The organism is Shewanella decolorationis (genome assembly GCF_004354305.1).
In the GTDB taxonomy this organism is placed as follows: domain Bacteria; phylum Pseudomonadota; class Gammaproteobacteria; order Enterobacterales; family Shewanellaceae; genus Shewanella; species Shewanella decolorationis.
In genome coordinates, this window is sequence record NZ_CP037898.1 from 3,143,012 (window position 1) to 3,164,315 (window position 21,304).

The 21,304-nt window shown below is 44.3% G+C and carries 18 protein-coding genes, 1 other RNA gene and 2 CRISPR repeat arrays; of the genes, 8 read left to right on the plus strand and 11 right to left on the minus strand.

The annotated features are described in order from the left end of the window. Nucleotides 1-322: 322 nt before the first annotated feature. The gene (locus EYR25_RS14110) at nucleotides 323-2,770 is read left to right on the plus strand and encodes a TonB-dependent receptor (protein ID WP_133180888.1); all 2,448 of its coding nucleotides are present in this window, start codon (nucleotides 323-325) and stop codon (nucleotides 2,768-2,770) included. A gap of 68 nt (nucleotides 2,771-2,838) precedes the next feature. Here the strand turns inward: EYR25_RS14110 and EYR25_RS14115 are convergent, their stop codons facing one another. The 4 genes from EYR25_RS14115 to EYR25_RS14130 form a co-directional block, all read right to left on the minus strand. Then, nucleotides 2,839-4,608: a monovalent cation:proton antiporter-2 (CPA2) family protein gene (locus EYR25_RS14115; RefSeq protein ID WP_133180890.1), complete on the minus strand. Its 1,770-nt coding sequence runs from the start codon at nucleotides 4,606-4,608 to the stop codon at nucleotides 2,839-2,841. A gap of 223 nt (nucleotides 4,609-4,831) precedes the next feature. After that, nucleotides 4,832-6,559 carry a tetratricopeptide repeat-containing diguanylate cyclase gene (locus EYR25_RS14120; protein ID WP_133180892.1) on the minus strand — a complete coding sequence of 576 codons (1,728 nt, stop codon included), beginning with the start codon at nucleotides 6,557-6,559 and terminating at the stop codon, nucleotides 4,832-4,834. A 63-nt stretch (nucleotides 6,560-6,622) separates the two neighbouring features. After that, nucleotides 6,623-6,835, minus strand: coding sequence for a hypothetical protein (locus tag EYR25_RS14125; protein WP_047538087.1), 213 nt, complete (start codon nucleotides 6,833-6,835; stop codon nucleotides 6,623-6,625). A 44-nt stretch (nucleotides 6,836-6,879) separates the two neighbouring features. Further along, nucleotides 6,880-7,671, minus strand: a complete 792-nt coding sequence (locus EYR25_RS14130; RefSeq protein ID WP_133180894.1) for an SAM-dependent methyltransferase — start codon at nucleotides 7,669-7,671, stop codon at nucleotides 6,880-6,882. A 406-nt stretch (nucleotides 7,672-8,077) separates the two neighbouring features. Between EYR25_RS14130 and EYR25_RS14135 the strand changes: the two genes are divergently transcribed. Then, nucleotides 8,078-8,569: an outer membrane protein assembly factor BamE gene (locus EYR25_RS14135; RefSeq protein ID WP_039978606.1), complete on the plus strand. Its 492-nt coding sequence runs from the start codon at nucleotides 8,078-8,080 to the stop codon at nucleotides 8,567-8,569. A 75-nt stretch (nucleotides 8,570-8,644) separates the two neighbouring features. Here EYR25_RS14135 and EYR25_RS14140 read toward each other — a convergent pair whose 3' ends face one another. Together EYR25_RS14140 and EYR25_RS14145 are read right to left on the minus strand one after the other, a co-directional pair. After that, the gene (locus tag EYR25_RS14140; RefSeq protein WP_011623525.1) at nucleotides 8,645-8,980 is read right to left on the minus strand and encodes an RnfH family protein; all 336 of its coding nucleotides are present in this window, start codon (nucleotides 8,978-8,980) and stop codon (nucleotides 8,645-8,647) included. Continuing rightward, entirely contained in the window at nucleotides 8,970-9,407 is a 438-nt protein-coding gene (locus EYR25_RS14145; protein WP_023268153.1) for a type II toxin-antitoxin system RatA family toxin, read from the minus strand. Before EYR25_RS14145 ends, EYR25_RS14140 begins: the two co-directional genes overlap by 11 nt. A gap of 253 nt (nucleotides 9,408-9,660) precedes the next feature. Between EYR25_RS14145 and smpB the strand changes: the two genes are divergently transcribed. The 4 genes from smpB to EYR25_RS14165 all read left to right on the plus strand — a co-directional run bounded on the left by smpB (nucleotide 9,661) and on the right by EYR25_RS14165 (nucleotide 12,690). Beyond that, complete coding sequence (smpB, locus tag EYR25_RS14150) at nucleotides 9,661-10,152, plus strand: SsrA-binding protein SmpB (protein ID WP_023268154.1); 492 nt, start codon at nucleotides 9,661-9,663, stop codon at nucleotides 10,150-10,152. 72 nt (nucleotides 10,153-10,224) lie between these two features. Next, nucleotides 10,225-10,579, plus strand: a transfer-messenger RNA (tmRNA) gene (gene ssrA / locus EYR25_RS14155). A gap of 283 nt (nucleotides 10,580-10,862) precedes the next feature. Then, the gene (locus tag EYR25_RS14160; protein ID WP_133180896.1) at nucleotides 10,863-12,110 is read left to right on the plus strand and encodes an integrase domain-containing protein; all 1,248 of its coding nucleotides are present in this window, start codon (nucleotides 10,863-10,865) and stop codon (nucleotides 12,108-12,110) included. Nucleotides 12,111-12,438: 328 nt separating this feature from the next. Then, complete coding sequence (locus tag EYR25_RS14165; protein WP_133180898.1) at nucleotides 12,439-12,690, plus strand: helix-turn-helix domain-containing protein; 252 nt, start codon at nucleotides 12,439-12,441, stop codon at nucleotides 12,688-12,690. A gap of 234 nt (nucleotides 12,691-12,924) precedes the next feature. Here the strand turns inward: EYR25_RS14165 and EYR25_RS14170 are convergent, their stop codons facing one another. Further along, a complete protein-coding gene (locus EYR25_RS14170) occupies nucleotides 12,925-13,182 on the minus strand; it encodes a helix-turn-helix domain-containing protein (RefSeq protein ID WP_207953656.1) in 258 nt (85 codons plus the stop codon). Nucleotides 13,183-13,378: 196 nt separating this feature from the next. Between EYR25_RS14170 and EYR25_RS14175 the strand changes: the two genes are divergently transcribed. Both EYR25_RS14175 and EYR25_RS14180 read left to right on the plus strand, forming a co-directional pair. Beyond that, on the plus strand, nucleotides 13,379-13,570 hold the full coding sequence (locus EYR25_RS14175; RefSeq protein ID WP_037415839.1) for a hypothetical protein: 192 nt from the start codon (nucleotides 13,379-13,381) through the stop codon (nucleotides 13,568-13,570). 124 nt (nucleotides 13,571-13,694) lie between these two features. Then, on the plus strand, nucleotides 13,695-14,015 hold the full coding sequence (locus EYR25_RS14180) for a hypothetical protein (protein WP_133180902.1): 321 nt from the start codon (nucleotides 13,695-13,697) through the stop codon (nucleotides 14,013-14,015). A 94-nt stretch (nucleotides 14,016-14,109) separates the two neighbouring features. Here EYR25_RS14180 and EYR25_RS14185 read toward each other — a convergent pair whose 3' ends face one another. The 4 genes from EYR25_RS14185 to cas7fv form a co-directional block, all read right to left on the minus strand. Next, nucleotides 14,110-14,979: a competence protein CoiA family protein gene (locus tag EYR25_RS14185; RefSeq protein WP_133180904.1), complete on the minus strand. Its 870-nt coding sequence runs from the start codon at nucleotides 14,977-14,979 to the stop codon at nucleotides 14,110-14,112. 161 nt (nucleotides 14,980-15,140) lie between these two features. Beyond that, nucleotides 15,141-16,008: direct repeats of the CRISPR family, unit length 28 nt; unit sequence TTTCTAAGCTGCCTGTACGGCAGTGAAC. A gap of 88 nt (nucleotides 16,009-16,096) precedes the next feature. After that, nucleotides 16,097-18,644: direct repeats of the CRISPR family, unit length 28 nt; unit sequence TTTCTAAGCTGCCTGTACGGCAGTGAAC. Nucleotides 18,645-18,774: 130 nt separating this feature from the next. After that, nucleotides 18,775-19,326, minus strand: a complete 552-nt coding sequence (gene cas6f, locus EYR25_RS14190; protein WP_133180906.1) for a type I-F CRISPR-associated endoribonuclease Cas6/Csy4 — start codon at nucleotides 19,324-19,326, stop codon at nucleotides 18,775-18,777. Nucleotides 19,327-19,334: 8 nt separating this feature from the next. Then, entirely contained in the window at nucleotides 19,335-20,345 is a 1,011-nt protein-coding gene (cas5fv, locus tag EYR25_RS14195) for a type I-Fv CRISPR-associated protein Cas5fv (RefSeq protein ID WP_133180908.1), read from the minus strand. An 8-nt stretch (nucleotides 20,346-20,353) separates the two neighbouring features. Next, nucleotides 20,354-21,301: a type I-Fv CRISPR-associated protein Cas7fv gene (gene cas7fv / locus EYR25_RS14200; RefSeq protein WP_133180910.1), complete on the minus strand. Its 948-nt coding sequence runs from the start codon at nucleotides 21,299-21,301 to the stop codon at nucleotides 20,354-20,356. Between the last annotated feature and the right edge of the window lie 3 nt (nucleotides 21,302-21,304).

Consider the following 21,304-nt stretch of genomic DNA (forward strand, 5'->3'; position numbering starts at 1 on the left):
TTTACGTAAAGTGTCGACACAATAAGGAGTGAGTGACAGGGATCACGGGTTATGTTTCTCGATCAAAAAGCCGAGTCGATATGGTTAACCCAAAAAATAAATCACTTTTTTATAAAAAAAATGAAACAAATTAGAATTCTGACCCTGTGTTGCTTCAAATGAGGGCAACAGGTGATAGTGAAGGTCTTTATCCCCAACGCAGTTAACCGTATTTCGTATGTAAAGATAACCAAGGTTCATGGTCTTTTAAGCGCCAAACAAGGGGTTGCAAAGTAGATGAAAATCATTATCATTCGCGACCTTTCTGATTGGGGGACTTTCAATGCCAGTATTACAGCCAGTATTTCGCTTATCACTTATAGCACTCGCCTGCCTCAGTGCTTTACCACACACAGCCTACGCCGATGACACAGCTTCTGCTCGCGATGAAAACATCGAACGTATAACGGTGTACGGCAGACAAAACTCCGTGGTGAAAAACTCAGGACTTGCGACTAAGTCAGATATGTCCTTGATGGAAACACCTGCGGCGGTTGTTATCGTTGACCAGGAGCTGATTAACAGCCAAGGAGTCGATAATCTGCAGGACTTGATCCGCAATATCAGCGGGGTGACTCAAGCAGGCAATAACTACGGCATTGGGGATAACTTGGTCATTCGCGGCCTCGGCGCGAACTACACCTATGACGGCATGTATGGCGGTGCAGGCCTTGGCAACACCTTTAACCCCACTCGCTCCCTAACCAATGTGGAATCCGTTGAGGTTTTAAAAGGGCCAGCTACTGGGCTCTACGGTATGGGCAGCGCGGGCGGCGTGATCAACCTGATTGAGAAGAAACCGCAATTTGAGTCCAAACACAAATTCACCACAGAAGTTGGCCAGTGGGATACCTACTCTTTCGCCATCGATAGTACGGGTGGAATCACCGATGATCTTGCGTACCGCTTAGTCGCCAAAACCGCCCGCAGTGAAGGTTACCGAGATTTAGGCGCCGACCGTGATGAAGTGTTCGGCTCACTCAAGTGGGTATTAAGTGATAGCCAAGATCTGATGCTGTCAGGTGCGTATATCAAAGACGCCATTGCCGTTGACTCCATCGGCCATCCAATCCGTATCTACAATGCCGATTCTGTCGGCGGTAAAACCGCGGGCGAAGTCACTTGGCAAGATTTGATTAACGATCCTAAGGGGCTAGGCATCCAGCTAACCGACGAGCAGCGTCAGCAATTGGCGGCGTCGCTCGCCAGTGGTGATGGTTTAACTCCCTACTCCTTCGGTGACGCGGGATTAATTTCTCCCATGGCAAAAGATAATGAAGGTGAAGAATTAAGGTTCAAGCTGACCCACAATATCTACTTTACCGATAATCTGTTCCTCAACCAGCAGTTGCAATATCGCGACTACACTACAGGTTTTGCCCGTCAAACAGGGGCTTACAACTATGTGTACTGGAATAACAAAGGCAAGATAAACGCCGATCCCCGCGCGCCACTGGTTGAAAATGGCGTGCTCTATCCCTTCGCCGCCAGACGTCAGGAATACCGCCAACTCGATGCCGAAGAAACCTCATGGCAGTATTTTGCCGATCTACGTTACGACTTCCAAATCGGCAATATCGACAACGAATTACTGGTGAATGCTAACTACGAAGACCGCAACATTCGCCTCGAGCAATTCTCGATTTACGATGCGGACCAAGTCATTAAAAACAAACAAGGCGAAGTGATTTACCGTGGTTCGCTACCGTACATTTACGATATCCGCAATCCAAATTGGGGAACGGGTAAATTTGCCGACTACGATCCGCTCAAAACCGCCAACTACAATAAAAAAGTCAGCGCTTGGGGCCTAGGCGTGCAACATGTAGGTTATTTAGGTTATGGCTTTACCACCCGTGTTGGCGTGGCCTTTAACGAAATCAAACAAAGCTATGAGCACCTAGGTGTGGATGAGCGCTACAGCGCGAGTCAAGCGAGCCCCACTCCAGAGGAAGATAGCAAAGATAACGGCGTGACCTACAACTTGGGCTTAACTTATATGCCCATTGATGATTTATCATTTTTCGTCAATCACTCAAAGGGCCGCACCGCCTATAGCATTTTAGGTTCTATCACTGGGGAAAATACCGACCGCGAAGACTCAGAATCCGTCAGTAACGATCTCGGCATGCGCTTTAAAGCCTTTGATGATCAAATGTTGGCATCACTAGTGTTCTTTAAAAGCTCACGCACTAATGTGCCTTACAACAACCCAGACTATAACGCTGGCGTGTCAGGTGCCGATGTGCCCGTGTACTTTTACGATGGTAGCGAAGATACCAAAGGGGTCGAGTTGGATCTCAATGCCCACTTAAACGATAACTGGCGCATCAACCTCAACGGCATGTATCAGGATGCGAGGGATAAACAAAACCCGAATGACAAAGCCAACTACGACACCCGCCAAAAAGGTGTGCCCTATGTTACCGCGAGTGCTTGGGTAACCTATGGTGCAGACTGGTTTGCCTTATCAAGCCCCATTGAGCTGAGTTTAGGTGCCAAGTATGTGGATGATAGAAGCACACACTCAAGCTCATTCGGTATCCCAGATGGTTATGTGCCGAGCTACACCTTAGTGGATTCAGCCATCAGCTACGCCACCGACTCCTGGAAGTTACAGTTGAATATCAACAACCTATTCAATAAAGATTATTACAGTAAGGCGATGTTCCTCGGTGGTATGCCAGGCGAAGAGCGTAATGTGAAACTGCAATATAGCTACAGTTTCTAAGCGCTTTCCTTAAGCCCATAAACAACAAGAGAGCCCATCGGCTCTCTTGTTTGTTTTAGCCAGCTGACTTAACTGACATTCTCCCGGTCGCCACGCATCAGCGACTCCAACTCAGCTTTCCCTTTATTGGATAAATCAAGGAGCTTGGCTAAATCATGTTGATGGGCCGAGCTGGCTATCACCAGCTTTTTATCGTGCTCGGCAAAAATCTTCACCCGTTCATTGGCTTGCACCTGCGATAAACCTAAGCCCTGCAAAATCTTCTCACTGGCAGATAAAGCAGAACCAAAGGTTTCACGGAACACATCGGTCACCCCAAGGCTCATTAATCGATAGGCGTGGTTACGGTCACGTGCCCGAGCGACAATATTGATATGGGGGAAATGGGTTTTCACCTGCTGGGCAATTTCAATCGAATCCTCAACATTATCAACGGCCAGCAGCAACAGGCGTGATCGCGCAATCCCCGCCGACATCAACATATCTAAGCGTCTGGCATCGCCAAAATAGACCTCACCGCCGTATTTGCGGATCACATCCACATGGCTGGCATCCTTATCTAAGGCCACAAACGGAATGCCCGAGGACGCTAAAATCCGCCCAGTGATCTGCCCTACCCGTCCAAATCCGGCGATCACCACCTCAGATTCAGTCACATTAATGGTATCGGGTAAACGAGTATCCACCACCTTAGGTTTAGTGGCTCTAAATAGTGTGAAAATCATCGGTGTGACTGCCATGGATAAACCAATGGCGAGCACTAAGATTTGGGCGATTTTATCATCCACTATGCTGGATAATTGCGCCTGCGACAGCAGCACAAAGGCAAACTCACCGCCCTCAGCCAAGATAAGCCCAAGTGCAATACTCGGGCGCCATGTATGGTGTCGTAAACGGCCAAGCAGCATCAGCACGAGAGTCTTAATCAGTAACATGCCCAGCAAAATAGCGAGGATAAGTAAGGGATCAGTCAAAAACAGCTTGAGATCCATACTCATGCCGACCGCCATAAAAAACAGCCCAAGCAGTAAGCCCTTAAAAGGTTCGATATCGGTTTCGAGCTGATGTCGATAACTGGAGTTTGCCAGCATAATCCCAGCTAAAAATGCCCCCATACCCGCCGACAGCCCCAGCCACTCCATCAATTCGGCGCTGCCCATCACCAGCAATAATGCAAAGGCGGTTAACACTTCACGAACCCCGCTGCTGGCAACAAGCTTAAGTACCCGCGGTAACAGATATTTGCCCACTAACACAAAGCCAACTAAGGCCACACACGTCCAATACCATGGCACCGCATGGTGCTCAATCTGGGCCGAATTAGGTGCAAGATAAGCGGTTAATAGCAACATAGGGATCACGGCCAGATCTTGCATTAACAACACCCCAAAAGCATCGCGGCCCAGCGGGGTGGTCAATAGTCTATGTTCGCTCATCAACTGCACCGCAAAAGCCGTCGATGACAAGGATAACGCCGCGCCAACCACTAATGCCGCCTCAACGGATAAGCCAAATCCCCAAGCTAAACCGCCAATTGCCGCCCAAGAAAGGAGTAACTGACCACTGCCGAGACCAAAAATGGCGCTGCGCAGCTCCCATAACTTGCTCGGATTAAGTTCAAGCCCGAGCACAAACAGCATCAATACCACCCCCAACTCGGCAAAATGCAGCACGGCGGCAGGATCAGACACCAGCGCCATGCCTCCTGGGCCTAAAATCACCCCGGCAGCGAGATAAGACAGAATCGGTCCTGCGCCAAAACGTTTGCCCAAGGGCACAAAAATCACCGCGGCCAATAAAAATAACAGTACAGAAGTGAGCAGACTCGACTCTTCCATTAGGGCTCCACAACGTTAGCGAAAGGCAAAAATAGGGGTATAGCCTTAAGCAAAAAAGCTTCGGCTACCGCTGGCAATCATACTCTAGTTAGGCAGGAAAAAGTGTGAAAAATTGACCTAAAAATCATCGAAAAAACACCAGAAATAAGCGAAACAGCGAAAGAGGAAATCTACGTTACATTAACCTAAACAGTCAGTTACACAGAAAACACAACTCCTACCCCTACTGCCTTGCAAACTGACTGGTAATATTGGTGGCGCGTTTATCGGAGGCTAAAGCGTCCTCATAACAGAATACACTGTTACGGCCATTGGATTTTGCGGCATACAGCGCCATATCGGCACGGTGTAGTAGAGGGTCTAAGCTTAAGTCTTCTGTTGTCATACCGCTGACCCCAAAGCTCGCCGTGATAGTAAATTTATGCCCCGACAGATGCGTATCAATGGCTTCAATCCGGCTTCGGCATTGTTCGGCAACTTCCATCCCCTTAGATTCATTGGCATAGGGCAAAAACAACGCAAATTCTTCGCCGCCAATCCGGGCAAACACATCACCATTGCGGACATGGGGTTTTAATACTTCCACGACTTTTTTCAGCGCCCAGTCACCCGTACCATGGCCGTAGGAATCATTAATCCGTTTAAAATGGTCCAAGTCGAATAAAATCACGCAATAATCGCCCCCTCGGGCAGCGGCTTGCACAAACAGATTTTCGCCAAGATCTTGCCCCGCACCACGGTTAAGCACGCCCGTCAGCGCATCCATTCTGGCCATGCGCATAAAACGCCGTTTTTGCAAATTGCCTACGACTAACAAAATCGCGAGGAAAAACAGCCCGCCAACTAATATGGTGATAAACATCAGCATATTCGTGTATTCCCGCTCTTTTACCATTTGCTGGGTGATGTAAAGTTCACGCTCTTTATTCAGCAAGTTGATTTCACGCGCCTGCTCATCGGCATTAAACTTAGCCGCCTGATAAGCAAGGGTTTTCATCCTCGACTCATCAAAAATCAGTTGATTATAATGTTGCTCTTTTCTGGAGTATTCATAGGCCTGCTCAAATTGTTTGTCCGCCACCATCAACTCGGCAAACACTTTGTAGGCAATATGCTTATGTTCGATATAACTATTATCATCGGGAAATGTGAGCACCTTAACAGCGTGACTTTTTGCTTGCACCAGTTCACCCGTTGCAAAGTAATTTTCGGCAAGTAGAGCATGCACATGGCTGATTTCTAATTGAAATTGAAAAGCTTCATACCCTTTTAACGCTAATAGCAAAATCGCTCTCGCGCCTAAATAGTCACCTCGCTCCTGCAAAACCATCCCTTTGCCTTTCATCGACATCGTTGCTAAAAGGGGAAATTGCTTCGCATCACAATATTGACGGCTATCTTCGAAGGCATCGAAGGCGTCGAGACTTTTCACACCGAGCAAGTAAATCGCCCGCAGCAATTTGGCATGGCAAATATCGCGGATATCGGTTTCCTGAGCGAGTTGTAACACCTTATTGGCATAGAGGCCCATATCGCTATAAGCATCCATTTCGGAATAAATATTGGCAATTCTTAGATAGGAGTGACGTTTAATCGTAATATCATCGATATTCACCACTAGGGCTAATGCTTTGGCGACAGCCGATAAGGCTTTATCATAGTCGCGCATCCCTATATAGACAGTGGCTTTATAGCTATAAACTGACGCTAATAACTCAGAACTTGTGATTAAGGTTTCGGCCTGATGCAAATCGTCTAACGCTTTGGCATATTCACTGACAAAAATATAGCTAATGGCTCTGTCAATTCTTAGTCTGCCTTTTTGTGTCGGGGTTAAGCTGCTAAATGCGGTCTCATATTCGGCCAGTTTTTTCTGCGCAGTGCTAAGATCAGATTGCAGTAATACATCAAGCTCATTGAGTGCCTGATCAAAATCGAGAGAGTTAGCCATCAACGCTGTCGAACACAAAGCAAAGATGGCTAATAGGGCACAACGCAACCGTTTCAAGATAAGTTAATTATTACCATGATTCACTAATAAGAAGGCTTGATAGTCTTGGTCGCCACTTAACGTTTTGAGCTTTTCCATATCCCCAGTCATTACAGCGTTAATTTCTTCATCAGTTAATCCGTGGGCACGCATCACCGCCTCGGGATTCTGCTTATAATCTTCCATTAACTGCGCATCTTGGCCTAACTGGGTAAAAAAATCCGATAATGCAAACATGTTTTCTCCTTATTGTTAATAATGACTCAATATCACACTTCAATTTAGCCCAAATCTTCGGGACCGATCCCTAACTTAGCCAAAATAGCATAGTTGTACTCCAGCTTTTTTGCTGGCGGAATTAACAACGTACTAATCGGCGTTAAGTGTGCTTGGGATAAATTCGCTAAAGGTAAACGCTCGATACGGGGGGCTTGGATTGGCAAATTAGCCGCTTCGTAGATGACCACCTCATGGTCGAGCGGGTACCATTGATTCAACTGCTCCACGAGGATCTGCAACCTATCACTCGAGGTATGAAATTGGGTTAAGGTATGTTCGCCCGCAATCGCGATTTGCCAGAGTAATAAGTGGGTAGTGGGATCTGGCACATGGTTGAAAAACATAAACTGGCTAGCTTCAAAGCTTTGATGCCCGGAGTTGCCAGGGTCAATCCCTAAGTCGGCCCACAGACAAGCTTCGGCCGAAATCCCCGGCTCCATCTTGGCCGAAAACCCTTCGGCCTTGGCGCGAGTTATCGCCATATGGGATACACAGGCAAACACGCCCGGATGGCCATAGAGTGCACACACGGTTTTTTTACCCGCTCTCACCGCATCTAGAATGGCATTGACCATTTGCTCGTAGGTGTCTCGGCGATTTTTAACTTCACCATTTTGCGCATAAAACTGCTGCAAATTGATGACATTGGAGTTGAGCTTCGTCAGCCAACGCTGCGAAAAACCGTCGGGTAAGAGTGAAAATACAATATCGGCATGTTCAATATAGCTGCGGCTTAATATGCTAATTTGCCCCGCGAGCTGTAGCCCCGTACCCACACAAACGAGTGATCCCAATGGTCTCTCCTAAAAAGGCGATCTCGGCGGATTAATACATAAATTCAAGCGCTGAAATAACGCTCTCTAAAACCAATATCATCGCTAAGATCATCAAAACAAAAAACTTTCACAACTCTACCCACATTTAGCTAACAATGCCACAGCACAATACTGCATTTGGTAAAATTTTCTGACCTAATTACCGCCCTACACGGTACATATAAAATAAAAAGCGATACAGGTAACAATCACCGTAAATCAGCGCCCATTATAAAAATCTTCACACACAGCGAACTAAAGCCAGCCGCTTAGGTCGAAAACTCACACAATTGCAACGATAAGCGCCGCAACGTCCAATTACCCTTGTCATAAGGGGGAGTGCTTGGGTATGATGGCCGCCAGATTTTCAGAAGTAGCGCATACAATGATCAATAAAAAGCAAAGTCTTACCCTGCTGAGTGCCATTGCGCTCTCAGTTTCGCTCAGTGCCTGTAGCGTGTTTGATTGGCTGATCTATAAGCCCGATATTCCGCAAGGCAACTACATGGAGCCGCAACAGGTTGAAAAGTTGCGTATCGACATGACCAAAGAGCAGGCCGAATACATTCTTGGTCGCCCAGTACTGCGTGACAGCTTTGCCGATGACACTTGGTATTATGTGTACCACTATAAGAGTGGCCGTGATGCGAGCATTACCCATAAAGAATTGATCCTGCACTTTACTGGCAACAAATTAAGCTTAGTGAAGGGCGACTATGAATTAAGCCCAGAGTTTAATACGCCGCTTGAGCAGAGTAAGTTACCTATGGCCAACACCGCTGAGTCTGCGCCACTCGTGCCAGCACAGCGCCCAGATGAAAAGCCATTAGTGAAAGAAAATCAAACCGAAGCGCAAGTTCAAAAGCCTATCAAGTAAGCATACTGGTTTAACACTAGCCTTAAACACAAAAAGCGCCCATGGCGCTTTTTGTTTGTTCGTGTTGCGGACAGATTAAGACACCCGTCCACCGGTCACTTTATTGGCACGACCTTCATCCTTGGCCTTATCGGCACGGCGACGGCGCACATCCTTAGGATCGGCAATCAGCGGGCGATAAATCTCCACTCGCTGCCCGGGTAAAATCACTTGGTCATGCTTAACCACATTGCTAAACACCCCAAGCTTTACCGTTTCTAAATCAATCTCAGGGAAAAAACTCACCATATTGCTCTGACGCACTATGTCAATCGCGCTCGTGCCGGGCAATACACTAACCGAAATCACCTTTTGCTGAGTCGGCAGTGCATAAATAACATCGACGACGAACTTATCTGCTTCATTTGTCACTGTAAATTACCTTAGCGCGGCTGGTAAACGCCGTCACCATAGACACCATAAGATCATTAAACACTTTACCAAAAGCCATATCGACCAATGAGCTGGAAAACTCGAAATTTAAGTCAAACTCCACCTTACAGGCATCTTCCGTCAACTCGGTAAAACGCCACTGGCCGAATAAGTGTTTAAAAGGCCCATTTTCAAGTCTTAACTCGATACTCTTTCCCGGCACTACCTGATTGCGCGTGGTGAAGGTCTTACGGATCCCCGCCTTACTCACATCGACCGAGGCCAGCATGGTTTTACCATCAAACTCAAGCACTTTACCGCCAACACAACCGGGTAAAAACTCTTTGTACGACTCAACATCATTGACTAAATCATACATTTGCATCGCACTAAAACGAACTAACACACTTCGAGAAATCTGCGGCATAGGGCTTGGCACTCTCAATCTAAGTAAACACGCTGTCTCAAGCGAACTCCGCGCGCCCTACTCTCTAGGGAAGCTAACAAAATTGGTTTGGATTCTACCACGATACTTAAAAAACGCACCCCTCACATATCCCTATGATGACTAAGCAAAACCGTACAAAAAACCAGCAATGAATTAATGAAGGCTTGAAATAGCTCAAATAAACCCTTATATCCATTTCAAATTGATTCACCGTGCGTATAATGGCGCCACTATGGTAAAGAAAAATTCAAAAAAAGCCGCGCCTGCGACGATCGCACGTAATAAGCGCGCAACCTTCGAATACCGTTTCGAAGAAAAAATGGAAGCTGGCATTTCCCTCATGGGATGGGAAGTGAAGTCTATCCGCATGGGTAAAGTGAACCTATCGGACTGCTACGTCTTCTTAAAAAATGGCGAAGCCTTTATGCACGGCTGTACCATTATTCCACTCAATACCGCCTCCACCCATGTGGTGTGTGACCCTATACGGCTCAAAAAATTACTGTTAAGTCGTAAAGAGTTAGACAAACTAGCCGGTCTTGTTGAGCGTCAAGGCTACTCGATTATCCCTATCTCCATGTACTGGCGCAAAGGGGCATGGGTCAAAGTGGAAATCGGCCTAGGTAAAGGTAAAAAAGACCACGACAAGCGTGAAGATACCAAAGCACGCGAGTGGCAAGTTGAAAAAGCCCGCGTAATGAAAAAGGAAAAAACGCGCGGATAATGAACAAACGATTGAACTCGCAGCAAATGATACTAGGTTATCGCCACGCTACGAGTTACAATCAACTTTCTTGGGGGCGATTCTGGATTCGACAGGATTCACGAAACCCTGGGAGCATGCCGAGGGGCGGTTGGCCTCGTTAAAAGCCGCAAAGTTATAGTTGCAAACGACGATAACTACGCTCTAGCCGCTTAATGCCGCTAGCCATCTACCACACGTTTCGCACATGGGCAGTGGATTTGATGGTCATCTCACATCGTGCTAGCGAGGGAACCCTGTCCGGGGGTGAACCGCAAAACAGTACCGGACTCACCGTGTGGGATCCTGTCTTTCGGAGTTCAAACGGTTAAACAATAGAAAGACTAAGCATGTAGCGCCTTGGATGTAGGTTTTCTGGACGCGGGTTCAAGTCCCGCCGCCTCCACCAAATATAAGAACGAAGACGTCTCAGGACGTCTTTTTTCTTGCCTTAAACAATCTAAAATCAATAACTTAGCAAAAGACCTTATCCATAGACGTCCAATAATGGTTGGTAACATCCATGCTTTTTAGTAACATCAGAAGTAACATCGGCACTTAGTCTTAAAGTGTGATGTTACTAAAGATGGTGTTACTAAAGATGGTGTTACTGATTATAAATCAAATCTCTTATATTGAAATTGATTTTAGTAACACTGAGTATCAACGAAATCTGGTGCTAAGGTGTTGTTATGGCAAGACTTGCTAAGCCGTTATCTGATACAGAAATTAAAACAGCCAAACCGAAGGATAAGGAATACAACCTTGCCGATGGTGGCGGTCTACAAATCAGAATTAAGCCAAATGGCTCGAAACTCTGGCTGCTTAACTACTCACATCCAATAACGAAAAAACGCCAAAACCTTAGCCTAGGCTCTTATCCCGATATATCACTATTATCAGCTCGTAAACTCGCACAAGAAGCTCGAACTCTATTAGCCCATGGCACAGACCCTAAAGCCCATAGAGAAGCTCAGATTGCAGCTAAAGCAGCCATCATAGAACATACCTTTGGTAAAATTGCTGCTGAGTGGTTTGAGCGGAAAAAAGATGAGGTGACAGAAGATCATGCCGCAGCTACTTGGCGCTCTTTTAAGCTGCACTTACTACCCTCACTTAATGACATCCCAATAAGCCAAATTACTGCGCCTATGGTTATTGAATTCTTAAGACCAATAGAAGCAAAGGGGAATTTGGAAACAGTAAAACGACTCACTCAAAGGTTAAACGAAGTGATGATCTATGCAGTAAATACAGGGTTAATACATGCAAATCCCCTATCAGGTATTAAGGCTATTTTCAAAAAACCTCGTAAAGAACACTTAGCAGCCTTGAAGCCAGATGAGCTACCTGAGTTAATGCAAGCTATTGCCAACGCAAGTATTAAAAAAGTGACTCGCTTTTTAATTGAATGGCAACTGCACACTATGACTAGACCAAATGAAGCCGCCGCAGCTCGCTGGGATGAAATCAATTTTGATGATCGTATTTGGCTTATACCTGCAGCAAGAATGAAAATGCGCCGAGATCACCAGATCCCACTAACAGAACAAACTTTAGCCCTCCTAGAAGCAATTAAACCTATATCAGGACACAGAGAATATATTTTCCCTGCTGATAGAGATCCAAAAACTCACAGCAATGTACAAACGGCTAATGCAGCATTAAAACGCATGGGCTTAAAAGACAGAACTACAGCGCATGGTTTTAGGTCTCTAGCAAGTACCACACTCAATGAGCAAGGCTTTGATCCTGATGTAATTGAAGCAGCACTCGCTCACACGGATAAAAACCAAGTGCGCAGTGCCTATAACCGCAGTATTTACCTTGAGCGCCGACGTGAGATGATGGCATGGTGGAGTAACTACATAGTGGAAGCCGCTAAAGGAAACGTAAGTCTTGCGCACAATGCCAGAAATTTAAGGCTTGTAGCTCAATAAAATAGTCCGTTTTTAAATCACAGCATAAGTAAGGGGCAACCATATGGTTGCCCCTTACTTTTACTTCATTTCTCTATCAAGGCCAGGATGACCTTTAAAGGAATTTGTTTGAAGTGCTTAGTGGGTCGATAAAGAACCACACCGAGGGCATCGAGCATGCTGGCTTTCTGAGAAGAAGTTTGCACCACAATCTTCACAAACCATACTGTATCGCGCATTACACTGTTTAATTATCCTGATGACTTTCATACATTTCTACTCCTTCATTTAATGTAAAAACAAAATATCCCAAAATGGGATATTTTGCAACTTACTCTAATATCCGAGCATGAAAAAAATATGGTCGGATCGCGAAGAAGCTTTGCGTAATGAACTGAAAGCCATGCGTAAAATGGCTGGGTTCAATCAAAGTGAACTTGCACTTAAATTAGAAAAGCCCCAAAGTTTCGTATCCAAGTACGAGAGCGGGGAACGTCAACTCAAAATCTTAGAGCTTGAGCAGGTTTGCCTTGCCTGTGGCACATCAGCGCATGCATTTTTAAAAGATTTTAGTGAGCAATATCCAGTTACTCACTCATAAAAAGCCGAAAATTTGGTAGTGTTTCAATCATTCGAAAGTGATGGGGAATGATGATAGCATGCCAACAATTACTGGCAGGGGAAGCCATTACTCAAGTCGCACTAATTGGGAGATACTGTGGCTGTACAACCTTTGCTCTAGCATTCGAACAAGCATTCTGAATGTCACTAGGACACAGGCTTAAAGCGCAACGTTAATATCTTTAATTATGAGAAATAAAACTGCCAATTTAACTTACCTTTCACTTCGAGTGCCATAAAGCCTTTCAGCCGTAATCCAAAGGTCTGAGGGGTGACAATTTAGCGCTTGGGCAAGTTTCCACACTGAAGCGATAGATGCCTTAGCCACACCACGCTCAACACTTGATACAAATGATCTGGCAAGTTCAGCCTTATCCGCTAGTTCCTCTTGGTTAAACCCCACTTCAACACGGCGCAACTTAACCGCTCGGCCGAAGGCCATCCCCATCTTTAACACTTCATCATCATTCACTTGAGAACTCCAGAGCATTGAATACTGGATAATTCTCAAGCACTAGCTATAGACAAACCACGCTACAAAAGATACATTCAGACCTGTATAGTCGTCATTTCTGATATTTAAGGTCTAAAAAATGCTTCTATTGCAAGTAAGCGTCTTTTTTAAGACCAACGATGTCGTTAAACACAATTTTTAAAAGGAGTTATACATGTCTGTCGTAAAAACCATGTCAATCATAGGAATGGTGTTTTTCCCTTTATGCCTCATTCTTGCCTCTGCATTTGCAGAAGTTGATTTAGAAGCTTCTGCCGGCTGGGGGATATTTTCAGCGTTATACGGGATTGGATACTCAATCACCGTTTTTGTCCAAACCAAAAAGCTCACTAATAGTGCCTCTTAATGACTCACCTTCGCCCTTTGAAAAAGCAAAGGGCGTGAGTCTAGAACATTGAAAATCAACTTGGTTTAAAACAAGTTGATAGAGTTCAACGATACTCTGACATACAGTAAAAAGTGTGGTTTATATGATTAAAACATTGGTTATTTTAGCTTTAACTTTGATGATTTTTGGCTGTGGAAACTCGCAGCCTAACATTGAAATTACTTACGAATATCAAACAACATTTGGCTATACGTACCCAAGTATCAACGTCAAAGCCATTAGCGATACTGTAACGATAAACAAAGTCATCATAAACAGGGGGAATTGTGGCGGCACCATAATGTCGGGACTCCCTAAATTACTTAAATTTGGAGAATCGATTTCAGTGATAGCCAATGGTGATTGTGATGTAAAACAAGTCGATGTTCTTACCGATGATGGCGATTGGTCTGTTACTTTTTGATTTGGATTATAAAAATGCATTACAACACCATATGCCACCCTGTAATCTCATTTACTAATTGAAGAGCTAGGAAGTTGCACACCCTCGTAGCTTCCTATCTCTCTGTAACATAAAGATGTGTTTGGCAGTCTGGACAGGGGTTAATCTTATTACGAATACCCATAAACATTTTGCCGCAACCAAGGCACTGGCATTTGAGCTGTTGATGTGCAGGGATAGGTAAAACATTACTCCCCGTAGTTGGTTCTTTCAGTGCCTTATTGATATCTTCATCTCTCTTAGCAATACACGCCTTCTCTCGGGGATGATAATACCAATCTTTAGCCTTGATACTTGTTTGAAGCCAGCCTAATAACTGGGCTCTGGCGGTTCCAAGTTTCCCTGCTTCGACCATCGGCTGATGATAAAAAAACGTTGATAAAGCATCGATATTGAGTGTTGCTACACCAGTATTCAACTCATGTAATAATCGTCTTTCGAGTTGGCATTTACGCCCTCGGTATTCCAAATAGATCACTAAAGAGGCTTTATTGAATTCATATAAAGCATCAACTTTATGCCCACAAAAATCAGCGTCTACCGTGAGCTTTACACCCGCAGAGCCCTTTAACTCCAGCTCTTTAAATACCATCACTTCGGGAGGAAATTGTTCTCGTAAAACCTTTGGTACACTAACAGGCTTAAAATATGCAGGTAACTTGAGTGATGCGCCTTCCCGCAGCAATTGATGGATCATCATCCTCACTGAAACTTCAAAAGAAAACTCGCAATCAACTATTTCTACTTTAGGTGTATTTCTGGTGTGGTGAGTAAAGTGCCATTCTCGCTCATCTCCCTGATGGGCGGACAAAGGCAAATGACAAGAAGGGCAAATACAACCACAGGCAAGCCCCCGCTCGACCTCTGCAACATCTTTCCACTCGCCAGTGGTTTTATCCTGCCCGAAAGGTACACCTAATTTCATCTCAGCCATCCTTGTTTAAATCAGCCCAATCCGCTAACACTGACTTGCATCAAAAAAACATTGAATCAATATATGTAGACGTATAAAAAGCCCTCACCCAAAAGGCTTAATGTTGTTAGGCTACATCAACGAAGAACAAATCAAATTTTTGCTGTTATTGATTTCTAAGCTGCCTGTAAGGCAGTGAACCTTTGCGCACAAGAGCAGGCGTAGCGTTATCATTTCTAAGCTGCCTGTAAGGCAGTGAACCTCTAATGAAATCTGAACTTTCACAGGGTAACTTTCTAAGCTGCCTGTACGGCAGTGAACTGCTTGGAAAGGTTGCGAGTATCGATACCAGATTTCTAAGCTGCCTGTACGGCAGTGAACGAGCAGCTGCGCTATCCCAAAGTGCGAATTAATTTCTAAGCTGCCTGTACGGCAGTGAACTGAAGGATGTGTATGTGACATGGTTTAAATGTTTTCTAAGCTGCCTGTACGGCAGTGAACTTGAAATAAATCAAAGTTAGAATCAATAGAGCTTTCTAAGCTGCCTGTACGGCAGTGAACCACAAAATTACGAAGAATTTAAGACTCTGTGTTTTCTAAGCTGCCTGTACGGCAGTGAACGCTATTCAACGCCTTTCCATACTCACTATTATTTTCTAAGCTGCCTGTACGGCAGTGAACCTTGGAGTCTCAGGAACAACAACATCATCAATTTTCTAAGCTGCCTGTACGGCAGTGAACAGACTCCATTAGCAAACATAGAACCAGCATAATTTCTAAGCAGCCTGTACGGCAGTGAACGATGAGCATACTCGCGTTTAGGTGTGTATGATTTCTAAGCTGCCTGTAGGGCAGTGAACGCTTTCAGCTCGATATAGCCGAGCACATTAAATTTCTAAGCTGCCTGTACGGCAGTGAACACCTGACTTTATCACAGTGACAATCTGTGAAGTTTCTAAGCTGCCTGTACGGCAGTGAACTCAAAGGAAGTGGGGTTAGCGTAGAGAGTACATTTCTAAGCTGCCTGTACGGCAGTGAACTGTTGCAGGTGGATTCGATGACGTAAACGATATTTCTAAGCTGCCTGTACAGTGAACAAACTTGGCTTTGCCGCCGTGAATGGTGTTGATTTCTAAGCTGCCTGTACGGCAGTGAACCGATATTATTGGCGATAGAACCCCTTAGTTCATTTCTAAGCTGCCTGTACGGCAGTGAACAATGTCCATCCTGCGATGGTCGCTCCGATAGTTTTCTAAGCTGCCTGTACGGCAGTGAACACGACCCAAAAACAACAGGCGCACCACCGTCATTTCTAAGCTGCCTGTACGGCAGTGAACCAAGCAGTGCAGGAAGTGAATACGCGGTTAGTTTTCTAAGCTGCCTGTACGGCAGTGAACTGTGCGCAGTGTTTCAGGATGGTACAAAATACTTTCTAAGCTGCCTGTACGGCAGTGAACCTCAATGCGATTGATTGCCTGTTCATCTGATTTTTCTAAGCTGCCTGTACGGCAGTGAACTGCGAGCTCGTTGGCAGGAACGTAAACCCCAATTTCTAAGCTGCCTGTACGGCAGTGAACTAAAAATTTCATCACGACATTGGTGAGTAACTTTTCTAAGCTGCCTGTACGGCAGTGAACCTCAGCGAGTAACTATCACCAAGCCAGCGAGGTTTCTAAGCTGCCTGTACGGCAGTGAACCTGCAGCATCATGGTGTGAATGCAAGCTATCTTTTCTAAGCTGCCTGTACGGCAGTGAACATGCGAAAAGCGGCTTTAAATCACCCTGAAACTTTCTAAGCTGCCTGTACGGCAGTGAACCTCCATTCGCTTAAGGTCTTTAACACTAGACTTTTCTAAGCTGCCTGTACGGCAGTGAACACATGGAAGTCAGCAAATTAGAAGAAAAAGAATTTCTAAGCTGCCTGTACGGCAGTGAACACCTGAAAAATGCAAGGGGTGAACTGATTCGATTTCTAAGCTGCCTGTACGGCAGTGAACGACGGTATCACCGGCATCACGCAGATGACGAATTTCTAAGCTGCCTGTACGGCAGTGAACATTCTGCATTGCTCAGAACCTTTAAATTAGAATTTCTAAGCTGCCTGTACGGCAGTGAACAACAGTGGAAACGCTGGTTCTACTTACGCCAATTTCTAAGCTGCCTGTACGGCAGTGAACACCACTTGATTGAAGAACTCATCGAACGTGAATTTCTAAGCTGCCTGTACGGCAGTGAACATCATATTGGGTTTCACCAATTGAAAATTTAATTTCTAAGCTGCCTGTACGGCAGTGAACGTATTGAGGTTTCATACGGTGGTAGCGGTGGTTTTCTAAGCTGCCTGTACGGCAGTGAACCGTAAGTTAAACAAGGCTTACGGTCATTATGATTTCTAAGCTGCCTGTACGGCAGTGAACACCGCGAAAAACTCATGACGCTCGCCAGCCAATTTCTAAGCTGCCTGTACGGCAGTGAACGCAAGTTATCGCAGCATTGGCCTTATTTCTCATTTCTAAGCTGCCTGTACGGCAGTGAACCAATCACACTGCTTTCGCTTAAATGCCTAACTTTTCTAAGCTGCCTGTACGGCAGTGAACAAGCATCATCAATCATATCAGCCTCCTTTTCATTTCTAAGCTGCCTGTACGGCAGTGAACCTCCATTCGCTTAAGGTCTTTAACACTAGACTTTTCTAAGCTGCCTGTACGGCAGTGAACACATGGAAGTCAGCAAATTAGAAGAAAAAGAATTTCTAAGCTGCCTGTACGGCAGTGAACACCTGAAAAATGCAAGGGGTGAACTGATTCGATTTCTAAGCTGCCTGTACGGCAGTGAACGACGGTATCACCGGCATCACGCAGATGACGAATTTCTAAGCTGCCTGTACGGCAGTGAACGGTATAGAAAAACATCACCAACTTCACCTTTTTTTCTAAGCTGCCTGTACGGCAGTGAACAAAATGGATTCTGTCACTGAAATGATTAACGATTTCTAAGCTGCCTGTACGGCAGTGAACTCAAAGATCGGATTGGATCAGTTAGATGTTTATTTCTAAGCTGCCTGTACGGCAGTGAACTACGCTATCGTGGGGATTATCGGCAATATAACTTTCTAAGCTGCCTGTACGGCAGTGAACTAGATAACGCCACGGCCAATCAATCTCCGCCTTTTCTAAGCTGCCTGTACGGCAGTGAACCAAATGAGCTAGAGCAAGAACGGCAAGCCAAATTTCTAAGCTGCCTGTACGGCAGTGAACACTCATGCCGCGGTCAATGTCTATTCCTGTTGTTTCTAAGCTGCCTGTACGGCAGTGAACGTGGGCTTTACGTATGGTTTAACCAAAATTAATTTCTAAGCTGCCTGTACGGCAGTGAACGATATCCATGCGATGCGGCATAAGAAAATCGATTTCTAAGCTGCCTGTACGGCAGTGAACCTTAAATGCCTTGCGCAGCACGGCGTAATACTTTTCTAAGCTGCCTGTACGGCAGTGAACGAAAACATTAGCAAAACAGCTTAAAGCCTTGTTTTCTAAGCTGCCTGTACGGCAGTGAACTCGCACATTGCTGACGCAATGGCCGACATGCATTTCTAAGCTGCCTGTACGGCAGTGAACGTCATTTTATACATAGGCTGATTGCGGCCTGTTTTCTAAGCTGCCTGTACGGCAGTGAACAATAGAATAAACCAATAAAAATAAGCTGCAACAAGCTGTTAGGATAAAAATCATCTTTTTACCTTGTTAAAAACCACCCGTTGCAACTATTTGTTTTAAAAGCACATTTTTAAAGAGCAAAAATAAAGGGTTAAAACCAAGGTACTGTAGCTGTTTTGCTAAGACCATAGCTATCAAACTCACCACCAACCGGGTCAGCTTGAATATCACTAAACTCAAAGAATTTTCGGTACACCTGCCCTGTTGAACTGCTACACAGATCAAGGTATGGATTATCAAACCCTTGGCTAAGCATTTTTACCTTGTAACGTTTCTCACCGTCTTTATCTATGCTACCTCTGGCAATTAAACGCGTTAACTTTGCTTTGCTTAAATTACTGCGTTTAACTGAAATGATGCGATATTGCACTTGGTCTGGCACGGCAGAAACCGTAGCAACCTGACAATACCCTGCCAAAGGGCCTAACCAGTTCAATCCTTGCAAATCATGAAGTACGCTCGTTTCCCCATGTAAACGAAATAAACGCCCTAGTTTGGTATTAGCTTCTGGAAAGCTAACACCAATTTGACGACTTTGTAACGTCACCAGTGCTTTGTGAAATTTAGTAAACACTTTACTACTCAATTCTGCCTCGCGCATTTCAGCATCAGGCATCAGTCGTATATCAATATATGCGTCCATCATTGCTCCTAAAGTCGAATGCTTGAAACATAAGCCAGCCCCTTTTTTCCAAGGTAGAAGCTTGATACCCCAGCATTTTCAATCAACATTTTGATTTCTTGAGCTTTATCTCGATCCACATCGATACTAATTTCCAATTGACCACTGGCTTTGGTCATCATAGAGGTCACTTCACCTTGCCCTTTTATCTTTTCTTTTTTGATAAAAGGGTTACCCCAAATTGTTTTTTTGGGTCCCGTTGTATATCTGTCCATAAAGTCTTTTTTAGTGAAACCTCGTTTGGATATCCCACCAATTCCACCAGCCTTCGTTTTAGCTGTACCCATATTAAAATTGGCTTCTAAGCGGGCGAGCTGAAGATAAAGCGCCGAGCAATAAATACTGATAGGAGTAATCAAGCCCTTGTTATTTAAGTACTCAATATCAGGAAAACTCTCATTTAGTACTTTTAACACTTGAGCTAAAATTCCACTATTTTCTACTGCCTTTTCCTGATTAAGGATCTCTAAGCGATTGACAATACTTAACGGGTTTAACTCAATAGAATCTATAACTTGTGTATGCATAATAATAAAATCACAGAGCTGCGAAAAATCTAAAGCCAACACACCCCAAAATTGCTGTGAATATTCAGAGGTAAAAATAGGATCAGACACTTTGATCATTCCAGTAAATGCATTCTGATCCGTACTACCATTCATATTACGAATAAATGATACTTCATTGGTCAACTGCGACCTATCTATAAAGCTAACTTTATCTTCAAGAGCATCGAAGTAATAAGCAGATTCGTACATTTTACTTCGCGCCTGATAAAGCTTTCGTTGGTCACCAATCAAACGATTGAGTACACCCATTACGGTATCTAAGGTATTTTCACATACCTTAAAATTGCCTTCCTTTTTTAAGCTCGTCATTGAGCCTAAAAACTCTCGACCTTTTTTAGGCACTGGTTCATTATTTGAACCACCTAAAAAGGCATTACGCCAACAAGAGTCATATTCTATGGTTATTTTCATGCAACCTCCTATTTTGCATAAAAATACTGCGCAAATGGCGTATACTGTTCATTGATAATTTCTGATTCATCACGCTTAATGCGCATCATTTTATGACTATCGTTATAATCAACTGTAATTTCGTCAACATACATATAACCTTTCGCTTGACGAATAGACAAATTAGCCAAACGATCTAATGTTTCGTCAACTAAAGCTTTTACTGCGTCATCATTAAGTAAAATTCCGCACTCTCCCTCTTCAAATATTGTGCCTCTTCTGACGTAGTTTTCGTGAAAAATCGCCTGTGGGTTTAAGCTAGGATTGAGTGACTTAATATAGCGTTGTAATTCAACAGAGATAACCTCACCGTCTCCTTCTTTGATAACCATTGCAGCACGATCAAATTTCTTATCCAACGATATAAATTGCAGTTGTTCAATACTGATGGAACCATAAGAAATATATTCAGTATCACCAAAAGTAGTCTTTGAAAAAAATGATGTACTATCTCTTGCTCCTGCCTGACCATATTGTTCAAAGTTGCCGTTCCCCAATTGATCAACAAAATCTTCCAATAATAATGGACTAGTTCGCTTACATTGACTTGAAGGAACGACGTAACCTCGGATCAACCCCGTAATTGAAGCTAGAACATTTTTGAGGTTTTTGTCACTTGCAAAATGTAAATCAAAAGCTTGTTCACGAAACAAATGATGGCGAATACAATTTTGACTTATATACAGTGGTGTTTCTTTGAAATTAATATCAGTAGCTTGTTTTTTATATTTATAGCCAGTTTCATCTTTCACTTTACCGGTTAAGTTTGTATAGCCACGCAATTTTGGCAAGGTATGATTATCGACCGTTTTACCATCATCTCCAGTTAAGGTTGTAGGCCCATTCCAATTCACTACACCATGACCTAATGCTTTAATTTTAAAATCAACACTTTTAATTCCTGTTACTTTTTGCATAAT

Coding starts and splice junctions, on each gene's coding strand:
- EYR25_RS14110 (WP_133180888.1), top strand. CDS start 323: ATGCCAGTATTACAGCCAGTATTTCGCTTATCACTTATAGCACTCGCC.
- EYR25_RS14115 (WP_133180890.1), bottom strand. CDS start 4,608: ATGGAAGAGTCGAGTCTGCTCACTTCTGTACTGTTATTTTTATTGGCC.
- EYR25_RS14120 (WP_133180892.1), bottom strand. CDS start 6,559: ATGGCTAACTCTCTCGATTTTGATCAGGCACTCAATGAGCTTGATGTA.
- EYR25_RS14125 (WP_047538087.1), bottom strand. CDS start 6,835: ATGTTTGCATTATCGGATTTTTTTACCCAGTTAGGCCAAGATGCGCAG.
- EYR25_RS14135 (WP_039978606.1), top strand. CDS start 8,078: ATGATCAATAAAAAGCAAAGTCTTACCCTGCTGAGTGCCATTGCGCTC.
- EYR25_RS14145 (WP_023268153.1), bottom strand. CDS start 9,407: ATGCCGCAGATTTCTCGAAGTGTGTTAGTTCGTTTTAGTGCGATGCAA.
- smpB (WP_023268154.1), top strand. CDS start 9,661: ATGGTAAAGAAAAATTCAAAAAAAGCCGCGCCTGCGACGATCGCACGT.
- EYR25_RS14160 (WP_133180896.1), top strand. CDS start 10,863: ATGGCAAGACTTGCTAAGCCGTTATCTGATACAGAAATTAAAACAGCC.
- EYR25_RS14165 (WP_133180898.1), top strand. CDS start 12,439: ATGAAAAAAATATGGTCGGATCGCGAAGAAGCTTTGCGTAATGAACTG.
- EYR25_RS14175 (WP_037415839.1), top strand. CDS start 13,379: ATGTCTGTCGTAAAAACCATGTCAATCATAGGAATGGTGTTTTTCCCT.
- EYR25_RS14180 (WP_133180902.1), top strand. CDS start 13,695: ATGATTAAAACATTGGTTATTTTAGCTTTAACTTTGATGATTTTTGGC.
- EYR25_RS14185 (WP_133180904.1), bottom strand. CDS start 14,979: ATGAAATTAGGTGTACCTTTCGGGCAGGATAAAACCACTGGCGAGTGG.
- cas6f (WP_133180906.1), bottom strand. CDS start 19,326: ATGGACGCATATATTGATATACGACTGATGCCTGATGCTGAAATGCGC.
- cas5fv (WP_133180908.1), bottom strand. CDS start 20,345: ATGAAAATAACCATAGAATATGACTCTTGTTGGCGTAATGCCTTTTTA.
- cas7fv (WP_133180910.1), bottom strand. CDS start 21,301: ATGCAAAAAGTAACAGGAATTAAAAGTGTTGATTTTAAAATTAAAGCA.